The 16,987-nt window shown below is 62.2% G+C and carries 16 protein-coding genes; 7 read left to right on the top strand and 9 right to left on the bottom strand.

Annotated elements, in window-relative coordinates; all coding sequences use genetic code 11:
- The first annotated feature begins 525 nt into the window (after window positions 1-525).
- Window positions 526-2,211, top strand: coding sequence for a GspE/PulE family protein (locus FJ973_RS27965; RefSeq protein ID WP_181165437.1), 1,686 nt, complete (start codon window positions 526-528; stop codon window positions 2,209-2,211).
- A gap of 74 nt (window positions 2,212-2,285) precedes the next feature.
- Here FJ973_RS27965 and FJ973_RS27960 read toward each other — a convergent pair whose 3' ends face one another.
- The 6 genes from FJ973_RS27960 to FJ973_RS27940 form a co-directional block, all read right to left on the bottom strand.
- On the bottom strand, window positions 2,286-3,011 hold the full coding sequence (locus FJ973_RS27960) for a DUF3299 domain-containing protein (protein ID WP_140558626.1): 726 nt from the start codon (window positions 3,009-3,011) through the stop codon (window positions 2,286-2,288).
- Entirely contained in the window at window positions 3,008-4,213 is a 1,206-nt protein-coding gene (locus FJ973_RS27955; RefSeq protein ID WP_224519201.1) for an FtsX-like permease family protein, read from the bottom strand. The genes FJ973_RS27960 and FJ973_RS27955 overlap by 4 nt, the downstream gene beginning before the upstream one ends.
- 47 nt (window positions 4,214-4,260) lie before the next feature.
- Window positions 4,261-4,983, bottom strand: coding sequence for an ATP-binding cassette domain-containing protein (locus FJ973_RS27950; RefSeq protein WP_140500970.1), 723 nt, complete (start codon window positions 4,981-4,983; stop codon window positions 4,261-4,263).
- A 1-nt stretch (window position 4,984) separates the two neighbouring features.
- A complete protein-coding gene (locus FJ973_RS27945) occupies window positions 4,985-5,566 on the bottom strand; it encodes a DUF2796 domain-containing protein (protein ID WP_140558624.1) in 582 nt (193 codons plus the stop codon).
- A 480-nt stretch (window positions 5,567-6,046) separates the two neighbouring features.
- Complete coding sequence (locus tag FJ973_RS31055) at window positions 6,047-6,448, bottom strand: DUF5681 domain-containing protein (RefSeq protein ID WP_181170969.1); 402 nt, start codon at window positions 6,446-6,448, stop codon at window positions 6,047-6,049.
- 79 nt (window positions 6,449-6,527) lie between these two features.
- Window positions 6,528-7,337: an IclR family transcriptional regulator gene (locus FJ973_RS27940; protein ID WP_140500977.1), complete on the bottom strand. Its 810-nt coding sequence runs from the start codon at window positions 7,335-7,337 to the stop codon at window positions 6,528-6,530.
- Window positions 7,338-7,548: 211 nt separating this feature from the next.
- Here FJ973_RS27940 and FJ973_RS27935 point away from each other — a divergent pair, with 211 nt between their 5' ends.
- From FJ973_RS27935 to FJ973_RS27910, 6 genes are all read left to right on the top strand, one after another.
- Window positions 7,549-7,839, top strand: coding sequence for a DUF1330 domain-containing protein (locus tag FJ973_RS27935; RefSeq protein ID WP_140558623.1), 291 nt, complete (start codon window positions 7,549-7,551; stop codon window positions 7,837-7,839).
- A gap of 221 nt (window positions 7,840-8,060) precedes the next feature.
- Complete coding sequence (locus tag FJ973_RS27930; RefSeq protein WP_181170968.1) at window positions 8,061-8,606, top strand: TRAP transporter small permease; 546 nt, start codon at window positions 8,061-8,063, stop codon at window positions 8,604-8,606.
- The gene (locus FJ973_RS27925; RefSeq protein WP_140558620.1) at window positions 8,603-9,880 is read left to right on the top strand and encodes a TRAP transporter large permease subunit; all 1,278 of its coding nucleotides are present in this window, start codon (window positions 8,603-8,605) and stop codon (window positions 9,878-9,880) included. The genes FJ973_RS27930 and FJ973_RS27925 overlap by 4 nt, the downstream gene beginning before the upstream one ends.
- A 465-nt stretch (window positions 9,881-10,345) precedes the next feature.
- On the top strand, window positions 10,346-12,406 hold the full coding sequence (gene gspD, locus FJ973_RS27920; RefSeq protein WP_181165439.1) for a type II secretion system secretin GspD: 2,061 nt from the start codon (window positions 10,346-10,348) through the stop codon (window positions 12,404-12,406).
- Window positions 12,403-12,963 carry a prepilin peptidase gene (locus FJ973_RS27915; protein WP_140558618.1) on the top strand — a complete coding sequence of 187 codons (561 nt, stop codon included), beginning with the start codon at window positions 12,403-12,405 and terminating at the stop codon, window positions 12,961-12,963. Before gspD ends, FJ973_RS27915 begins: the two co-directional genes overlap by 4 nt.
- A 103-nt stretch (window positions 12,964-13,066) precedes the next feature.
- The gene (locus tag FJ973_RS27910) at window positions 13,067-13,945 is read left to right on the top strand and encodes a type II secretion system protein GspK (RefSeq protein WP_181170967.1); all 879 of its coding nucleotides are present in this window, start codon (window positions 13,067-13,069) and stop codon (window positions 13,943-13,945) included.
- Between the two features lie 85 nt (window positions 13,946-14,030).
- Here FJ973_RS27910 and FJ973_RS27905 read toward each other — a convergent pair whose 3' ends face one another.
- The 3 genes from FJ973_RS27905 to FJ973_RS27895 form a co-directional block, all read right to left on the bottom strand.
- Window positions 14,031-14,777, bottom strand: a complete 747-nt coding sequence (locus FJ973_RS27905; RefSeq protein WP_140500991.1) for an SDR family oxidoreductase — start codon at window positions 14,775-14,777, stop codon at window positions 14,031-14,033.
- A gap of 40 nt (window positions 14,778-14,817) precedes the next feature.
- Window positions 14,818-15,945, bottom strand: a complete 1,128-nt coding sequence (locus tag FJ973_RS27900; protein ID WP_181170966.1) for an iron-containing alcohol dehydrogenase — start codon at window positions 15,943-15,945, stop codon at window positions 14,818-14,820.
- Between the two features lie 271 nt (window positions 15,946-16,216).
- A complete protein-coding gene (locus tag FJ973_RS27895; protein ID WP_140558614.1) occupies window positions 16,217-16,693 on the bottom strand; it encodes a hypothetical protein in 477 nt (158 codons plus the stop codon).
- Window positions 16,694-16,987: the final 294 nt, after the last annotated feature.

Here is a 16,987-nt window from a genome sequence, read left to right as displayed (position 1 = left end):
ACAAGGACGGCACCATGATGCTGCTCGGCGACGCCAAGAAGATGACCGAGGAAATCGTCAAGGCCATGGATCACTGAGATTGATACGCCCGGCAAGGCGATGAAGCGGGAAGGGCTCCAGCCACTCCAAGCCTGCTCATTCCAACGCGGCGCAGTCTGCGGCCCTCGGCTACGATCGTCACGGTCGCATGGGTCATGACGATTTCCCACCAGCTGCTGGCGGGCGTGACGCTTGCCTTGGTCGAGTGGGGTTCCGCAATATTGGCGGCGATATGTGGGTGTAGCGAAAGATTCTCAATCGCTACCTCGTGTGGCACCCGGTTCACCGTCTGGTGGGAGTAGAAGGGCACGGGCTCTTGACACCCATACCGCACAGCCTTCTGGTCTGGCGCAGCTTTCCGGGGAACCGCCGGGTCCGGAATCGTACGTCAGGCAGACCGCTCTGCGGACTAAACCGACAGACGGATTCGGCATGCGCAAGCCGGCGTCCATTGTGCTCAAGGGTCAAGTGCGACAGGTACGTTCAATGAACCCACAGCTTACAGACTTACACTCGCTCTTGTCGTCCATGGCCGGTGCCGGACTGGCGAGCCGCGAGGCTACGCGGGGCCTTTTCGGTGAGAGCACGGCCTCGCGAGCCTCCGACCTGCACCGCCTGATCGAAGCGCAGATCGTCGACGCCGATGCCCTCGCAGGCTTCCTGTCGTCCTATTATGGCGTGCGGCTTCTCGACCGGCACCAACTCGCCGACTACAGGCCCGTCGCGCAGAATCTCTCAAACCGATTTCTTGTGGAGAACTGGATCGCGCCGCTCACGGCGCCTGACGGGAGCGCCGTCATAGGGGTTCTCCACCCTGGAGACGCAGACCCGATAGAGGCGCTGCGATCCGTTCTCGACGGTGACGTCGAGGTCTGCGTGGTTCCCGCACCCGACCTGGAATCCTGCTTGGAACGTCTTTCCGGCACCCAGGACGTTGCCCAGGCCACCGGCGAAGGAGCAACCTCCGAAGCGGCTATCGCAAGCCTGCGGGATCTCGCGAGCGGCGCGCCGGTTGTGGTTGTCGTCGACGACATCTTCCGGCGCGCGCTCGACCTGAGGGCAACCGACATCCACCTCGAACCGATGCGCGGACGGCTCGTGATGCGTTTCCGTATCGACGGCGTCTTGCGGATCATGCCTCCGCCGCCGCACGAAATGGGCGATGCGATCGTGTCGCGAATCAAGGTTCTCGCCGGCCTCGACATCACCGAGCGCCGCAAGCCTCAGGATGGTGCGATGCGCCTTCCCATCGGCGACCGCGAAGTCGAACTGCGCGTTGCCACCCTCTCCTCCATCCATGGCGAGACCGTCGTCATGCGCATCCTGCACCGCGACAGCGTCCTGCTCGATTTCGCGGGCGTGGGCCTGGATGACCAGGAACGGCAGACGCTGAACCGGCTCCTTGAGCACACCCACGGAATGATCGCCGTCGCCGGCCCGACCGGCAGCGGCAAGACGACGACGCTCGCCGCCGCGCTCTCGAAGCTAAACGATCCGGGCCGCAAGATCGTGACCATCGAGGATCCCGTCGAGTACCAGATCCCCGGCATCGTGCAGTCGCAGATCAACTCGGCGATCGGCATCACCTTCTCATCCGCGATCCGGACGTTCGTGCGACAGGACCCCGACGTGATCCTGGTCGGCGAGATACGCGACGGCGAGACGGCACGGGCCGCCGTCCAGGCAGCGCTCACCGGACACCTCGTTCTCACCACGGTCCACGCGAACACCGCGGCGGCGGCCTTCACCCGTATGCGCGACCTGGGTGTCGAGACCTATCTGCTGGTCGGCGCCGTACGCGGCATCATCTCCCAGCGCCTGTTGCGGCGGCTCTGCGATCACTGCAAGCAGGAAGGAATTCTTCCGGCCGAGACTTTCTCCTCCGACTCGCGTTACCAGGCCGTCGGGTTCTCCCAGGGCCAGAAAGTGTTCAGCGCAGTGGGCTGCGGCCGTTGCAACGGCACCGGGTATCGAGGCCGCATCGCCGTGTTCGAGATCCTGGTCCTCGAGGAGGCTATCATCGAGCTCGCTTCACAAGGAGCAGACCACTCCAGGATCGAAGCGCTCGCGCTGGAGCGGGGCATGAGCACGATGGCGCATGACGGTGCCAGGAAGGCAGGGCAAGGTCTCACCTCGCCGGCGGAGGTGCTCAGGGTCACCGGGTTTCGCTGAGCGCATCCATCCACGTCCGTGCCTGCCTCTGACCCGCGGACTGGCGGTTGGCATCGCCTCCGCAGGACTGGCCACTATTGCCCGCCACCTTCGCCTTGATAGGGCTCGATGCTTTCGCTCTCCAGGACGTAGCCCGAAGCAACTTCGCTTGAACCGTCCACAAAGGAGAGGTCTTTCCTTTCGGACTGCACGCGCATCGTGCCGGTTATCATCACGCCCTCGAACAGGGCCGCAGGCGCGTACGGAGCGGTGGATTTCAAGTAGATCACCTGGTTCGGCGGCGGTGGCGGCTCATGGATGCACGCACCGAAATAGGGGACCAGCAGGAACTCCGTCGTACCGTCCGGGTTAAAATCCAGGGGCAGCAGATAGCCGGCGATGGCTACCTGCGCCCCGTCCAACTTCTTCTCGGTGAGGGTTCCACGCCTCTCGATCTCCGTAGCCCAGGCGACGTATCGTTCGTAAAGCGCATCAAGATCGACGCCTTGCTTTGCAAGTTTCTCCCTGTCGGCGTCGACCCTTTTTTTGGCTTCGTCGCGCTGAAGGGCAAACTCTTCGCTCAACTCGCCCGACGGGTGACCTTTCCAGTATAGGACATTTCTCAGGGCCTCCTGCTGCTCAAAAGGAAGTTCGTCCGGGAAATTTGCCAGCGGTTCTGTCGGCGGGATCAGCATCTCCCATTTCAGCTGGGTTGCGGCCTCGCTGAATGCCGCGCCGCAGCCCGCGCCCAAAACGGCCAGGATGAGAGCGATGCAGCGCAACATCGACCTCGCGTTGCCGAGGAATCCGGAAGTCTTCATGTTCTCACCATCATGCCATCTGCGAGTGACATCCTGTAGGCGCGACAGGCCGGCAGGAACCCGGCGGCCATCCCGCCGATCAATATTGCCAATAACAACAGGGCATCGGTTGCGGATGGGGGCTGAATGCCGATGTCGATGCCGAACTGTCTGTCAACAAGCGGGCGGGCCACCACCAGGACCGCATAAAGTGCCGCCGTTCCTATTGCGATTCCCGCTACTGTCAGCAGTGTCGCCTCTCCGACAAGAAGTCCTGCAACCGTGCCGGGCTTTGCCCCCAGCGAGCGCAATATCGCGATCTCACGCCGTCGCTCGTTGAGCGTCGACAGGATCATTGCCGACAAGCCGAGCATCGAGGTCACCACGACCATCGCGGAGACGCCAAGCAATGCGGTCTCGGCGGTGGCGACCAGTCCCCACATCTCCTGCAAGGCGACCCCCGGCAGCACAGCCGAAAGAGGCTCGGCCCTGTACTCGTTCACGCCGCGCTGGAACCCGATGACTTGCAGGCGCGACTTCAAGCCGATGATCGCGGCGGTTACCGCCTTCGGAGCAATGGTCATCTGCCGCAGACGGTCGGCCGGTGTAACTTGTCCCGGGATCCGTGAACCGGACCGCCAGTCGACATGAATGGCCTCGATAGCCTTGAGACTGACATGGAGGGATTTGTCCACCGGCGTGCCGGTACGTGCCAGTATGCCGGACACGCGAAACGGGAGGTCGTCATGCTGCGGCCCAAGGGAGCCCGCACCGTGCGCGACAGTGATCTTGTCGCCGATGGAATAGCCAAGCCGGCTCGCAACATCCGAGCCGAGGACGACATCGAACAGGTCGTCAAAGGGTGCGCCTGCGGCAAACGTCAAGGCCTGGCCGCCGCGATATTGGAAGTGCTCGAAGTAATCCGGAGTCGTCCCGATGACGCGAAAGCCGCGATGGCTGTCGCCAAGTGAAAGCGGAATTGCCCAGGCTACCTGCGGGCGCGAAACGATGTCTTCGTAGCTGCGCCAGGTGACATTGTTGGTCGCGTTGCCAATGCGGAACACCGAGTAGAGAAGGAGCTGCATGGCACCCGATCGGGCGCCAATGACCAGATCCGCACCAGACACGGTCCCGGCAAAGCTGTCTCGCGCGCCACTGCGCACCTTCTCGACACCGAGCAGAAGCATGACGCTGACGGAGATCGAAAGGATCGTCAGCAACACCGTGATCCAGCGGTTGCGCAGCGATTGCAGAGTGAGACGTGCGACAATCATGCCCGGGCTCGGCTTTTCGACGTTGTAAGGATGTCGTTGAGCTGGATCGCCCGCGTGAAATGCTGCGCCAAGCGGCGGTCGTGACTGACCATGATCAGAGTTGCCTTTGTGGCCTCGATCTGGCCGAACAGCAGGTCGAGAAAATCCTGCTGCCGATCGTCGTCGAGAGCCGATGTAGGCTCGTCGGCGACAACAATATCGGGGGAGCCGATGAGCGCCCGCGCCGTCGCGACGCGTTGCTGCTGACCGACGCTCAGGGTGGCCGCCGTCTGCTGCCCGATATCCGCCGGAAGTCCCAGGGCCGACAAGAGGCGCCGGGCTTCGCTCTCCGCGCCTCCCGCGGCCGTTGCGCGGGCGCGACGTTCCGGCGCGAAGCTGAGCGGTAACAGCACATTGTCGATGACGGCGCCGTAGGGAAGAAGATTGAACATCTGAAAGATGATGCCAAAATGTTCCGCCCGAAACCGATCGCGCCCGCTGCCGCTCAATTCGTCAAGCCGTTGCCCGAGGACTTCCAAGCGCCCAGCTTGCGCCAACGCGATGCCTGTCAGCAAGCTGAGGAGCGTCGATTTTCCGCTACCGGATGCGCCAAGCAGCAGAAGACGCTCACCGCGGGAAACTTCGAACTCGCCGATTGAGAGGCAAAACGGGTCTCGCGCGTTCCACCTGTATTCGACGCCGTGCAAGCGCACGGCGTCCGTCGCGGCGTCCGCGTTCATCTCATCTCTCCAGATAGCGCGCCTCGCGGGACACCTCGAAAGCGGTCTGTCCATTGGCATCGACGACCGTCACGCCGAGTTTCCAGGATCCGGCGAAGCGATCGAAGAAGGGGAAGTCGAGCCACGCGGCCTGGGCAGTATCCGCGCAGGCGAGAGCATAAGTTGCTCGGAACTCGGTGTGATGGGTCCCGTGCTCTTCAGAACCCGCGGCCTCACCAGCCTCCGCGGTAGCAGGGTGGTCCTCATGTTCTTCCGTGACGACTTTGACGTCGGCGGAGGTGACGGTGCACCCTGCGGAGTCGGGCATCGCGAAGAGCTTCAAGGGTTCCTTAAGGTCGGCGAGCGCGGTCTCGACGGCGCTCTTCTGCTCCGCGGTTTCAGCTTCGTGCTCAAACCCGACAATATCCATGCCAAGGGCAGCGAGCTCCATCTCAACATTGTTGGCCTCGAAAGCGATCGCCAATGTCCCGTGTCCATGGACATGTGGTCCAAGCTCTCGACGATCTTCTTCTGCGTGCGCCGTCGAAATAACAATAAACATGCCAGCGGCAAACAACGTCCCGGTGTGGTGATGCAATCCCATCTCTGTCTCTCCAGATCGATATGGTCATTAGCCGCCATAACAAGTGTCGGCGCGTTGCGCGACCGCGAGAAGCGGCAGTTCAGCCATCCATTCAAGCTCGCGAAGGGCCGCGGATGTCGTAGTGTGAAGAGAGTTCTCTGGGGTCCGGGCGCGCCGCAGTCGCGACCCAGTCGATCGCGTAGAAGGTGAGCTCGGAAAGGACATGAACTGCCGCAGGCGCCGGCAGTGCGGCTCCCATGGAGCCGATGATGCATATGTCACAACGGCCCTGGGACTTGTCGTCGTGGTGCCCCGACGCGGGCCCTTCTCCGGATCCTGCGAGCGACCGCTCGAAGCTGGATAAGAGCAAGCCGTTTCTATGCGTCGGGCCATCGATGTGTCCGAAAGCAAATGCGATATGGAAGAGCATGCCAAGCAATGTCACCCAGGCTATCGCCTGAGATCGTCGCAGCCATTCCGGCACAGTGAGTTCGCTTGGTGTCATCCTGGAGGATGTCCTGGTTCAAGACATGTGAGGAGGCCTGCGGGGCGCGCCGCTGAAGGTCTTGAGATACTCGGCTTAGTTGATTCGTCGAGAGCGTCGTGTGCCCTGTGACGGTTGTAGCGGTGGGCGAAGGCATTGACGAAGGGCTGCCGCTTGTCGATCTGGTGCGGCAAGTCTCGCGGCAGGATCGAAGCGGCGATTTCGAGGTGTGCGTCTGGCTTTTTCTCTCGCTTCTTGCCAATGGCTGCTGGCACGTTGGCCTCCCAATCCGCGAGCATGTCTTCGAGGCATGCTTCAACGAGCTTGTTGTGGGCCCCTTCGGGCCTGCCTGCCGGGTTTCCGGACTGACCTGGCTTGAACGGCCCCCAAGGCTGTTTCGGTGCTGTTGGATCAGCCATCTTCCTCAGCGTCGAATGATAGCGATGCCGTTAAAGCGGTACGTCGATGGTGGCGATGGACGCGGTGGCGCGCCCGGCGCTACACCATCCTGGACAATTCGCCACTGATCTGTTTCGCCGTTTGACGCACCAGCCTTGCGCAGAGCTCGTGGCGCCGAGCGTCGTGCCGGTACACCGGCATGCTGATGCTGACCGCTCCGATCGGTTCCCCCGAACGATTGAAGATCGGGCTGCCGAGACAGCGGATATCCGGTTCGTTCTCCTCGTCATCGAACGCGAACCCTTGCTCGCGCGTCCGCTTCAACTCATCGAACAGCGCTTCGGGTGTCGTGAACGTCTTGGCGGTATGGCGTCTCAGATCCAGGCTCTTGATGACTTCCAACAGCCGCTGGTCTGGCAGACCAGACAGCCACGCCTTACCCACGGATGTCGAGTGAAGTTCAACCTGGCCGCCAATGCTGGTTTTCATCTGAACCCTGCTGGAGCCCACCAACTTGTCTATGTAGACCATCCGGTTGTTGCTGGGCACCGCAAGGTGAACCGCCTCATCGGTTGCGTCGCGGAGCGAAACCAGAAAATCCCTGGCGATCGTCCGCAAGTCGGAGTCCTCCCAGGTCTTGGCAGCAAGCTGGAGGAGGCGCGGCCCCAAGCGGAACGTTCCACCCTCTCCCGACTGTGTGATGAGTCCCTCCGCCGTGAGCGCCGAAACGAGACGGTAGACCGTCCCCCGGGGAAATGGCGCGCACTTTGTCAGTTGGGCAATGTCCAAGGTTCCAGGGGCATCCGCGATGATCTGCAGCACCGTGATGAACTTCGAGAACGAGGCCGCTCCCTGCACGTGAGTAGAAGCTCTCTCATCGGCTTCGTCCTGGAGCTCACTTAGGCCCATGGCGCATCTCCTTGCAAGCTTGACAACGAAACATGGTGGTACTACACGCTTTTGGACAAGCTGTCCATATTGTAGTCAGCGTCGTAGTTTCGGTTCTAGCCGTGTGATCGAGGAGGATCAACGGCAAACGCACTTGTGGCGAATTTGAATGCATCGGGACGTCCGTATCTTCCGCGAGAGGGTATGGGAATTTCTGTGGGAGAGGAAGCAGATGACCAAAAAAGGATACTGGGTTGCAATGGTCGATATCGCGGACCATGAGGGCTATAAAGAATACATTGCCTTGAACAAGGCAGCGTTCGACAAATACGGGGCGTCCTTCGTCGTTCGCGCGGGAACGAGCCAGGTCATGGAGGGCCCTCACGCGAACCGCCTGGCGGTCATCGAGTTCAAGGACTACGAGACCGCTCTCGCCTGCTACAACTCTCCAGAGTACCAGACGGCGATCAAGGCCCGCGAGAAGCATGCCAAGGCACATCTGGCCGTCGTGGAAGGTGTCTGACACCGGGAGCTCGCTCGAGACCTTCTATCATACTGGTTGGAGGGATCGTTGTCTTTACCCCTTGCGCGCTGTTCGGCCGGATGAGCAGGACAGGCTTTCATCAAGCGATTGGGCGTCCATGCCCGGCCAGCATGCTGGAAGCGCCTTGCTCTTGGTCTCCGGATCCTCGTCGGAATGGGCGAGGGTCGTTGCATGCGCGCGCAGTCTTTTTGGGAGCAGTTATGACCACACCGTTGCAGTGGCTTTTCAAGGCTTTTGACGTCTTCGTCGTTGTCGGCATGGCCGTCATCAGCCTCCTGATCTTTACTAATGTCGTGCTTCGGTACGGCTTCAGCTCAGGCATCCCGTTTGCCGTTGAAGTCTCACGTGTGGTCCTCGTCTGGATCATCTTTATGGGATCCGTGGTGGCCCTAGCCAAGGGCGCGCATCTCGGCGTCGACTCGTTGGTGGTCCGGTTGCCTCGCAGGGCGCGCTTCATCTGCTTTCTTGTTTCATATGGCTTGATGCTTTGGTGCTGCTGGCTCCTGGCACAAGGCAGCTGGTCACTCACCGTGATCGAATGGGGCAACGTCCAAGCGCTGTCGGGAATTCCCGTCGGCGCCATCTACGCCGCGGGGCTCACCGCCGCCATCATGATGGCTCTGATCCTCCTTCTTGATCTGTGGCGCTCGCTGCGCGGCATCCTGCCCGCCCCCTGGTCGGGGGTGGTGCATGTTGAGCCGCTCCCGGTCGTGCCCCTCGCGCTTGCTTCGGAGAAAACACCGTGAGCGGCTTGATCTTCATAGGTTCCCTCCTCGGTGCAATGGGCATCGGGATTCCCATTGCCTTCGCTCTGATGCTGTCGGCGGTTGCGATGATGCTGCTAATGGGAAATCTGGATGCTCAGATCCTCGCGCAGCGGCTGGTCAATGGCGCGGACAGCTATCCGCTGATGGCGATCCCGTTCTTTCTCATTGCCGGCGAGCTCATGAATGCCGGCGGCCTCTCTCGCCGCATCGTGAACGTGGCCCTGGCGCTCTTCGGTCACATACGTGGCGGCCTCGGTTACGTGGTGATCGGCACGGGCTTGCTGATGGCCAGCCTCTCCGGATCGGCAATCGCGGATACGGCGACGCTTGCCGTCATGCTGATCCCTCTTATGCGCGATGCGGGCTACACCATGGGTCGCGCCTCGGGCTTGATGGCGGCGACGGGCATCATTGCCCCCGTGATCCCGCCCTCTGTCGGATTCATCATCCTGGGCGTCACCGCAAACATTTCCATCGTCGGCCTATTCCTCGCCGGAATCGTGCCAGGGGTCCTGATGGGGCTGAGCCTGGTGGTGACTTGGTGGATCGTCTCCAGAAAGGAAACGTCGGCGGTCCAGCCCAAACTCCCGCGCAGGGACATCCCGAAAGCCATTCTGACCGCCGGTTGGGCGTTGATGCTGCCGGTGATTATCTTGGTCGGACTGCGGTTCGGCATCTTCACTCCCACGGAGGCCGGCGTTGTTGCTGCCGCCTATGCTCTGTTCGTAGGGATGGTTGTTTATCGGGAGCTGACGCCGCGGCTGCTCTTTGACGCGCTGCTCGACGCCGGTCGAATGACGGCAGTAATCATGCTGCTGGTGGCAGCCTCCGTGGTCACCGGCTTCATGATGACGATCGCCAGTCTGCCCGCCCAGCTCGTTACTCTCCTCAGTCCTTTCATCGATATGCCGATCCTGCTGATGGCCATGATCGTTCTGGCGATCTTTGTCATCGGCATGGTGCTCGATTTCGCACCTTCGATCACCATACTGGTACCCATCCTCATGCCGCTCGTAACGGCGGCCGGGATCGACCCGATCTATTTTGGGGTCATGTTCATCATGACCGCCGCGGTCGGCATGATTACGCCCCCTGTCGGAACTGTCCTCAACACGGTGTGCGGAATCAGCAAAGTTTCAATGGGGTCGGCCCTGAGAGGTGTGTGGCCTTTCCTTCTGGCCGAGATGGTCCTCATCGTGCTGCTGGTTCTGTTCCCGGCATTGGTGACCGTGCCAGCGGGCTGGTTCCATTGAGAATCCCAACCGTGGAGGAGTTAGGCTGAACATTCGACGATGGCTTTGCCCCCCATGCGAGCAGGGCCTCAACGACGACGTCGGCGGGGCCCTGACGCGGGAGGAGTTGCAGCCGCTGGCGCAGGTCCATGTCGAATCGCGGCATAAGTTCGAGTTCTTCACCTACCTCGGGCTGACCGAGGTCGACGAGGTGTACGGTGTCCAAGCGGGAAGCAGAAAGCGTGCCTTGTGGTTTTCAAGCGTCATAGAACGGTACTTTCCCGAGGCGCCGGGCGTAGGCTTGGGTTGGGTGTGTAGGTGAGCGTAGGTCGGCAAGGCAGTGCCCCAAATGCCTGTTCCGTGTGGGTTCGCAGGGGCGCGGCGGCCTGCCTCTTGGCGGTAGTGGCCGCGTGTACCTCCACTGGTGATTATCTTGGAGACGTTGCCGCGCGGCCGGATGCCCTGGACAAGGTCGCGAACGCAGATTTGAGTGCGCGCAAACCTTCCGGCGGCGGTTTTCTGTCGAGGCTCGGCTTCGGCCGCACGCAGAACAACCGGCAGGGTGAAGTATACTACGGATACCAACAGCAGCTGACTGCCGGCGAGCGCAAGTCGCTCGAGCGGCTGAGCGGCGAAAAGTTCGAGGTCAACCTCGAGGAGGCCGAGATCAAGGTCGCGGCCCGCACGGTGCTGGGCGAGGTGCTGGGGATCAGCTACTCGCTCGACCCCAGAATCGCGGGCAAGGTATCGATCACGACGTCGAAGCCTACGCCGGCCGCGGAAATCCTCACCATGTTCGAGTCCGCGCTGCACAGCAGCGGCGTGGCCATGATGCGCGAAAGCGACCGTCTGCGGCTGATACCTGCGAACGAAGCGTTCGGAGCCGCCCAACTCGATCCGGGCACCACCATCCAGCCTGGCTACGCCGTCACGGTGTTTCCCCTGAAAAACGTTTCCGCCAGCACGATCCTGCCGCTGCTCGAAAACTTCGTCGCCCGTCCCGGCATGGTGCGCGAGGATCCCAGCCGCAACGCGCTGATCTTCCAGGGGACGGCGGCGGAGCGGACTGCGGCGATCGAAGCAGCGCGCTCTTTCGACCAGGACTGGCTGGCCGACCAGTCAGTCGGCATTTTCCCTGTCAACAATTCCAGCGCGGCCACCATGATGCCCGAGCTGACCCGCGTGCTCGACATCGGGGAGGGCGGTCGCGGACGCAACACGATCAGGGTCGAGCCGATCGAGCGCAGCAATGCGATTCTGGTGGTGGCGAAGACGCGCAACCAGTTGCAGCGCGCGGCGAGCTGGATCGAGCGGCTCGACCGGATCGACGCGTCTGCCTCCAATTTGCGGGTGTACAAGGTCCAGCACCTGGAGCCACGGCGCCTTGCATCGATGGTCAACGAAATATTCAACGGCGCCCCGGCATCGTCGGCTTCGGAAGACCCGGCCTCGCAGTTTCCGCCCGGCTCGCAGGCCGACGGCCAGAATCAGGGCGCAAACGGTTCGCAGGCGGCCACTGCGACGCCGGATCAGCGCATGGCGGATAGCCTGCCGGCCCCCGCTGGCGAAACCGACCAGCCTATTCCGGGCGGTGGTGGGTCGCAAAGCGGCGTGCGCATCGCCGCGAACCCAGAAAACAACACCATTCTCATCTACGGGCGGCCCGACCAGCAACGGCTGATCGAACAGGCGATCACCGCACTCGACAGGCCGCAAGAGCAGGTCGCTATCGAAGCGACGATAGCCGAGGTCACCCTGACCAACGAGCTGCGCTATGGCGTGCAGTTCTTCCTGAAATCCAATGATATCGGCGTGGGCGGCAACCACGGATCGGTCGGCCTGTTCCAGGAAGCCAGCAAGGCCGTGCTGTCGCGAACGCTTCCGGGCTTCAACCTGCTGCTTGGCCCCGACACCGAGCCGCGCGTTGTCATCGATGCGCTGCGCGGCGTTACCGAGGTCAAGGTGCTTTCCTCGCCCTCGGTGGTGGTGCTCGACAACAAACCCGCCTTGCTGCAGGTCGGTGATGAAATACCGATCGTCACCCGCACCGCGCAGTCCGTCACCGATCCCGAAGCGCCGGTCGTCAACAACGTCGAGTTCCGCGATACCGGCGTGATCCTGAAGGTTCTACCCCGGATCACCGGGAACGGCACGATCAGCCTCGTCATCGAACAGGAGATCAGCTCGGTCCAGCGCAGCCAGGCCCAGTCCCTGACGCCGACCATATCGCAACGAAAGGTCAGCTCGACCGTATCGGTCACCAGCGGCCAGACCGTGATGCTCGGCGGACTGATCAGCGAACGCCAGCAGCGCGGCCGCGACGGTGTGCCGGTGCTTGGCGATCTGCCCGTCATCGGCGACGCCTTCCGGAGCAACCAGAACTCCGCGACGCGGACGGAGCTGATCATCCTGATCCGGCCTCAGGTCATGAAGGACGGCATGGATGCGCAACATGTGGCGGAGGAGATGCGGTCGCAATTGCGGCTGATGAACGAGCCATCCAGAAACGTGCCGCTGCGGCGGCCGGCCAAGACGATGATCGAATGAAGATTCTGAGGGCGCGGCGTCGGTCTACCGCCGCCGTCGCAGTCGCGCTCGCCGCCGCTACCGTGCCCGCTGTCATCGGAAGCCCCGCATTCGTCGTCGCGTCGACGCTTGCGCTATGCCTTCTGGCCGCGGCAATCGCGGTCCATGATCTTGCGTCTTTGCTCATTCCTGACCGCTACACGGCCGGCATCTTGGTCGTCGCGCTCGCCGACTGGTGGTTCGAGGCGAGCGATTTCGCCGCGCTGGCCTGGCGCATCGGGCCGGGGGGCGTCCTGATGCTCCTGCTGTGTCTGTTCGACGTCACGTATGGGAGGCTGCGCGGCCGCGACGGGATAGGCTTCGGCGACATCAAGCTGATCGGTGTATCCACCGTCTTGGCCGGGCTGGCCGGCGTCGGCGCCCAGATCCTGCTTGCTTCGGTCGCGGCTTTCATCTTCAGCATCATCCGCGCGGTTCGCTTGCGCCGCCCGCTCCGTGCCGCGGCGCGCGTTCCGTTCGGAACGTTCCTCGCGCCGGCACTGGTCATCATCTGGGCGTGGCTGCCCGCCGCATGGTGATCACATTGCTTGAGCCGGGGAGCGAAGTCTTGATTTCGACGCGATCGTGGCGTCACCTTTCGTGGCGAAGCATGGGGCCGAAATGGGTCTTGCGGCAGTGGGCATGAACTCGGCAACGACCCGGCGAGGTGCAATCCTCGTCAGCGTCCTGTGGATCATGATTTTTCTGGGATTCCTTGCCGTCATACTTCGCGTGCAGATGACCGGGGTCGTGGCCAGTGTGCGCGTCACGGAAGACAAGGCGTCGGCGCGCATTCTGGCGGAAGCCGGGCTGTCGCAGGCCGCGGCCGAGATCCGCGCTGGCCCGCCCGACAGTGTGGGCAAGCTGAGCGATCAGATTTCGTCCACGATCACCCTGCCGGCCGGGGTCGCTTCCATCTCTGCGAGAAATGAAGCATTGCGGATCGATCTCAACACCGCCGAGCGGCCGCTGATCGTTGGCGCGTTGCGAGCCGCCGGCGCCGCTCCCGGAACCGCGGAGGATCTGGCGACAAAGATCATCGACCACCGCGCCCGGCCGACTCCGCCGAACGGACAGCCGGCCGGTTCCGCTCCGCAGCAGGCTGGAAACGACACAAAGCTGTTTCAGACGGTCTCCGAATTGGCCGCCTTCCCGGGAATAACGCCCGACATGGCCATCGCCATCGAACCCTATGTCACCGTCTCCTCCGGCTTGGCCGGCGTTCGCCTGGAAGCGCTCGATGATGGACTGCTGGGCGACATTCCTGGCCTGCCGCCGTCGGTGCGAAAGGCGATCAAGGATTTCCACGCCGGCCGTCTGTCGCGCGAGCAACTCGATCAGTCGCTGGCGGGGGTGACCTTCAACACACTGAAGCCGGCACCGAGCTGGCGCGTCGATCTCAGGACGACCCTGCGGTCCGGCTACAGCGAATCTTTCGAGGCATTGATACTTGTATCGAACGCGGACGAGGCACCTTACAGAGTGCTTGACTGGCGTCGCGCGGCAATTGAGCTGGAATGAATGCCCGTGGATGGGGCGCGACTGGTCTCAGCAGGAGTGCCAGGCCAGCCTGGCACTCCCAGCGGAATATCCCGACCGCGGAGCATCAGAGCCCCCCGGACACCGTGATCAGGGTGCCTGTCATGAACCCCGCGCCAGGAGACGCAAGCATCAGGGCCGCGCGCGCGATGTCTTCAGGCTCCGCGATGCGCCCCATGGGGGTTGCCGCCGCAATCCTGGCTGGTCGCTCGGGGTTTCCGCCTTGTGTGTGTATCCGCGTGTTGGTGGTCCCGACACGTATGGCATTCACACGGATGCCCTCCGGCGCCAGTTCTTTCCCCGCGCCGATGGAGATGGATTCCACTGCACCCTTGCTTGCGGCATAATGCACATATTCGTTCGGGCTGCCGAGGAAGGCGGCGAGCGAAGACATGTTGATAATCGTCCCGCCTCTGCCGCCCTTGCGGTTGGACATGCGTTTCGCGGCTTCCTGTATACAGTACATGACGGCGAAGACGTTGGTCCTGAAGGTGTTTTCCAGCACCGCGGGCTGCAACTCATCGATTCTGCAGGCTTTCCCAATGATCCCGGCATTATTGACCAGGCAGGTCACTCGCCCCAGTGCATCGTCGCAGGCACTGAACAGGGCCTCGATGTCCTCCCTCTTGCCCACGTCTCCCTGTACCGCGATGGCGCGGGCGCCTGCGGCCTTGCAGTGCTCAACGACTTCGGATGCAGCGGCAGCGTCCGAAAGATAGTTTATGCAAACATCGTAGCCTTCAACGGCGAACAGCCGCGCCGTTGCGGCACCGATGCCGTGGCTTGCGCCCGTTACGATCACAATCGGTCTCACGGAATTACCTCCTCGCTCCTCCTTTGAGGGCATTCGCAGCCTAGAAAACGGTCTCAAGGATCGCGGCGTAGTCTTCCTTGGTCAGCGAACGTGGATTTGTGGGATGGCTGTGGTCTGCAATGGCTCGCTCACACACCCAATCGATGACGTGCCGGGGAACCCCCAGTTCGGACAATCTGGGCGTAATGCCAAGACTACGGTTCAACCCGTCCAGTGCATCTGCGAGCGTTGTATGTTCAAGTCCCGCCAGGCGCTCGAGGTAGTCGACCTTCTGAGCCACGGCTTGAACTTCCACGTTCCACCGAAGGACGGTCGGCATCAGGATGGCGTTGAGCGTCCCATGATGGAGCTTAGCCTCCTTGAGACCGCCCAATGCATGGCTAAGCGCATGGACGGCGCCAAGCCCCTTCTGAAACGTCATGCCCCCTTCGAGGGCACCCATCATGAGTTCGGTCCGCGCCTCCGCGTTCGCGCCGTCTGCGTAAGCGACAGGCAAAGCCTTCCAGATCCGTTGGAAGCCGTCGGTGGCAATTGCCTCGGCAGGCGGATTATAGCGGGGGGAAAGGTACGTCTCGATACAATGCGACAGTGCGTCGAGCCCTGTCGAGGCCGTCAGAGCCGTGGGGAGCCCCATCGTCAACCCCGGGTCACAGATCGCCCTGCGCGGGATGAGGTGCGGGCTGATAAATCCGAGCTTCCGGCCGTCATCCAGTGTGATCAGTGCCGCGCGTCCAACTTCGGACCCCGTACCCGCCGTTGTCGGGATGGCCACAAGCGGCGCTACCGCGCCGGTGATGCGTGCCAGCCCGCCCAGGATCGCTGCATAACGCTCAAGTTCACCATCGTGCGTGGCAAGCAGCGCCACGCCCTTTGCCAGGTCGATCGGAGAGCCTCCGCCAATCGCCACTACCCCATCGCAGCCGCCTTGCCTGTATAGCGCGAGACCGGCAGCAACTGCGCTCTCAGTCGGGTTGGAGGGAACGTCCAGGAAGATCGGCGCTGTTCTCAGGAACTCGAATACCGGACGCTCAAGCAAACCAGCGGATTTGATGCCGTGATCGCTGATCACCAAAGGGCGGGACACGCCGAGTTCGCCCAAAATTTCCGCCAGTGACTCGGCCGCTCCAAGCCCGAAATTGATATTTGTAAGGTAGTTTATGTTGTTCACGCTGCCACTCTCCTTGACATTCCGCACATGCATCGCTGCAGCCACCGCCTGGCATTCGGCACATTCGTGCAGCCGGTGAATGCGAACGCGCGACCTTTTTGGAATCGCTTCGTCCATAATATGGACAATATGCCCAAGCATTGGGTGGAACGGCACACTTGTCAAGCTCCCCCTTTTGGTTGCGGCGTTCCCGCCGCCTGTCGGTAGCTAATCAAGTTGTCCGGTTTGGTAGCACATGATCTGTCCGCTTCTGTTTTGGCGTCGAAGCGGTTCACGCGGCTTGCCTGATGGGGCAAGTGTCTTCGATTGCGGCGCCGTCAGAGCTGTAGCGAGCGATGCGGCGCGGCCCGTGAAAGATCGCGAGGGTTCCATCCGGGTAGTGCCTGACCTTGACGGTGGCTTTGACGAAGTGATGCCGGATCGGGCTCTGCGGCAGCTGCAATCGCAGCCGCGCGAAGGCGACCGTGTTGTCGCGGGCAACGACGCGCTCCTCCTCGATGCACAGGATCTGGGCCAGTTGTTGCGGGTCTGCGGCGACAAAGGCGCTGTCCTCGACCGCGGCCGGCCTGGCGAAGCGGGCATTGTGAGCTGGTAGGTAGGTCTGTGCGATGAACCGGTTGGCGGCCTCGATGTCGGCAATTCCGGCCAGCGCCAGCTCCCTCGGCAGCCGATCCTGCAAGGTGGAGAACATCCGCTCCGAGCGGCCTCGCGCTTCAGGGGAATAGGCTGGAATATGTTCGATACCCAACTCATCTGCTTACGACACGGCGTTCCCGCCGCCTTGACAAAGAGGTCGCGGGCTCCTATCAAAGTTTGGGCAGATTGACCACATTATGGTCACATCGATGGCGACCTTGGAGGACGTGGTACAGGAACCGCTGACATGCCGATTGCGCTGGAGAAACTGGCCAGCCGCCGCGAACTCGAAGCCAAAATCAAGTCCGCGGCTCACTATCGGCGCATTGCGCAATCCAAAGGCCTCCCGTGCGAAAACCCTGATTCACCTGCGGCCATTCGTGCCGGCAGTGACACCCCGAACCGG

The sequence above is a fragment of the Mesorhizobium sp. B2-1-3 genome (assembly GCF_006442495.1).
In the GTDB taxonomy this organism is placed as follows: Bacteria; Pseudomonadota; Alphaproteobacteria; order Rhizobiales; family Rhizobiaceae; genus Mesorhizobium.
This window is presented reverse-complemented; position numbering and strand designations above follow the sequence as displayed.

What these genes read in the sequence shown, in the direction of transcription:
- FJ973_RS27930 (WP_181170968.1), top strand. Translation starts at nt 8,061, where the DNA reads ATGACCACACCGTTGCAGTGGCTTTTCAAGGCTTTTGACGTCTTCGTC.
- FJ973_RS27965 (WP_181165437.1), top strand. Translation starts at nt 526, where the DNA reads ATGAACCCACAGCTTACAGACTTACACTCGCTCTTGTCGTCCATGGCC.
- FJ973_RS27950 (WP_140500970.1), bottom strand. Translation starts at nt 4,983, where the DNA reads ATGAACGCGGACGCCGCGACGGACGCCGTGCGCTTGCACGGCGTCGAA.
- FJ973_RS27945 (WP_140558624.1), bottom strand. Translation starts at nt 5,566, where the DNA reads ATGGGATTGCATCACCACACCGGGACGTTGTTTGCCGCTGGCATGTTT.
- FJ973_RS27940 (WP_140500977.1), bottom strand. Translation starts at nt 7,337, where the DNA reads ATGGGCCTAAGTGAGCTCCAGGACGAAGCCGATGAGAGAGCTTCTACT.
- FJ973_RS31055 (WP_181170969.1), bottom strand. Translation starts at nt 6,448, where the DNA reads ATGGCTGATCCAACAGCACCGAAACAGCCTTGGGGGCCGTTCAAGCCA.
- FJ973_RS27915 (WP_140558618.1), top strand. Translation starts at nt 12,403, where the DNA reads ATGAAGATTCTGAGGGCGCGGCGTCGGTCTACCGCCGCCGTCGCAGTC.
- FJ973_RS27960 (WP_140558626.1), bottom strand. Translation starts at nt 3,011, where the DNA reads ATGAAGACTTCCGGATTCCTCGGCAACGCGAGGTCGATGTTGCGCTGC.
- FJ973_RS27910 (WP_181170967.1), top strand. Translation starts at nt 13,067, where the DNA reads ATGAACTCGGCAACGACCCGGCGAGGTGCAATCCTCGTCAGCGTCCTG.
- FJ973_RS27935 (WP_140558623.1), top strand. Translation starts at nt 7,549, where the DNA reads ATGACCAAAAAAGGATACTGGGTTGCAATGGTCGATATCGCGGACCAT.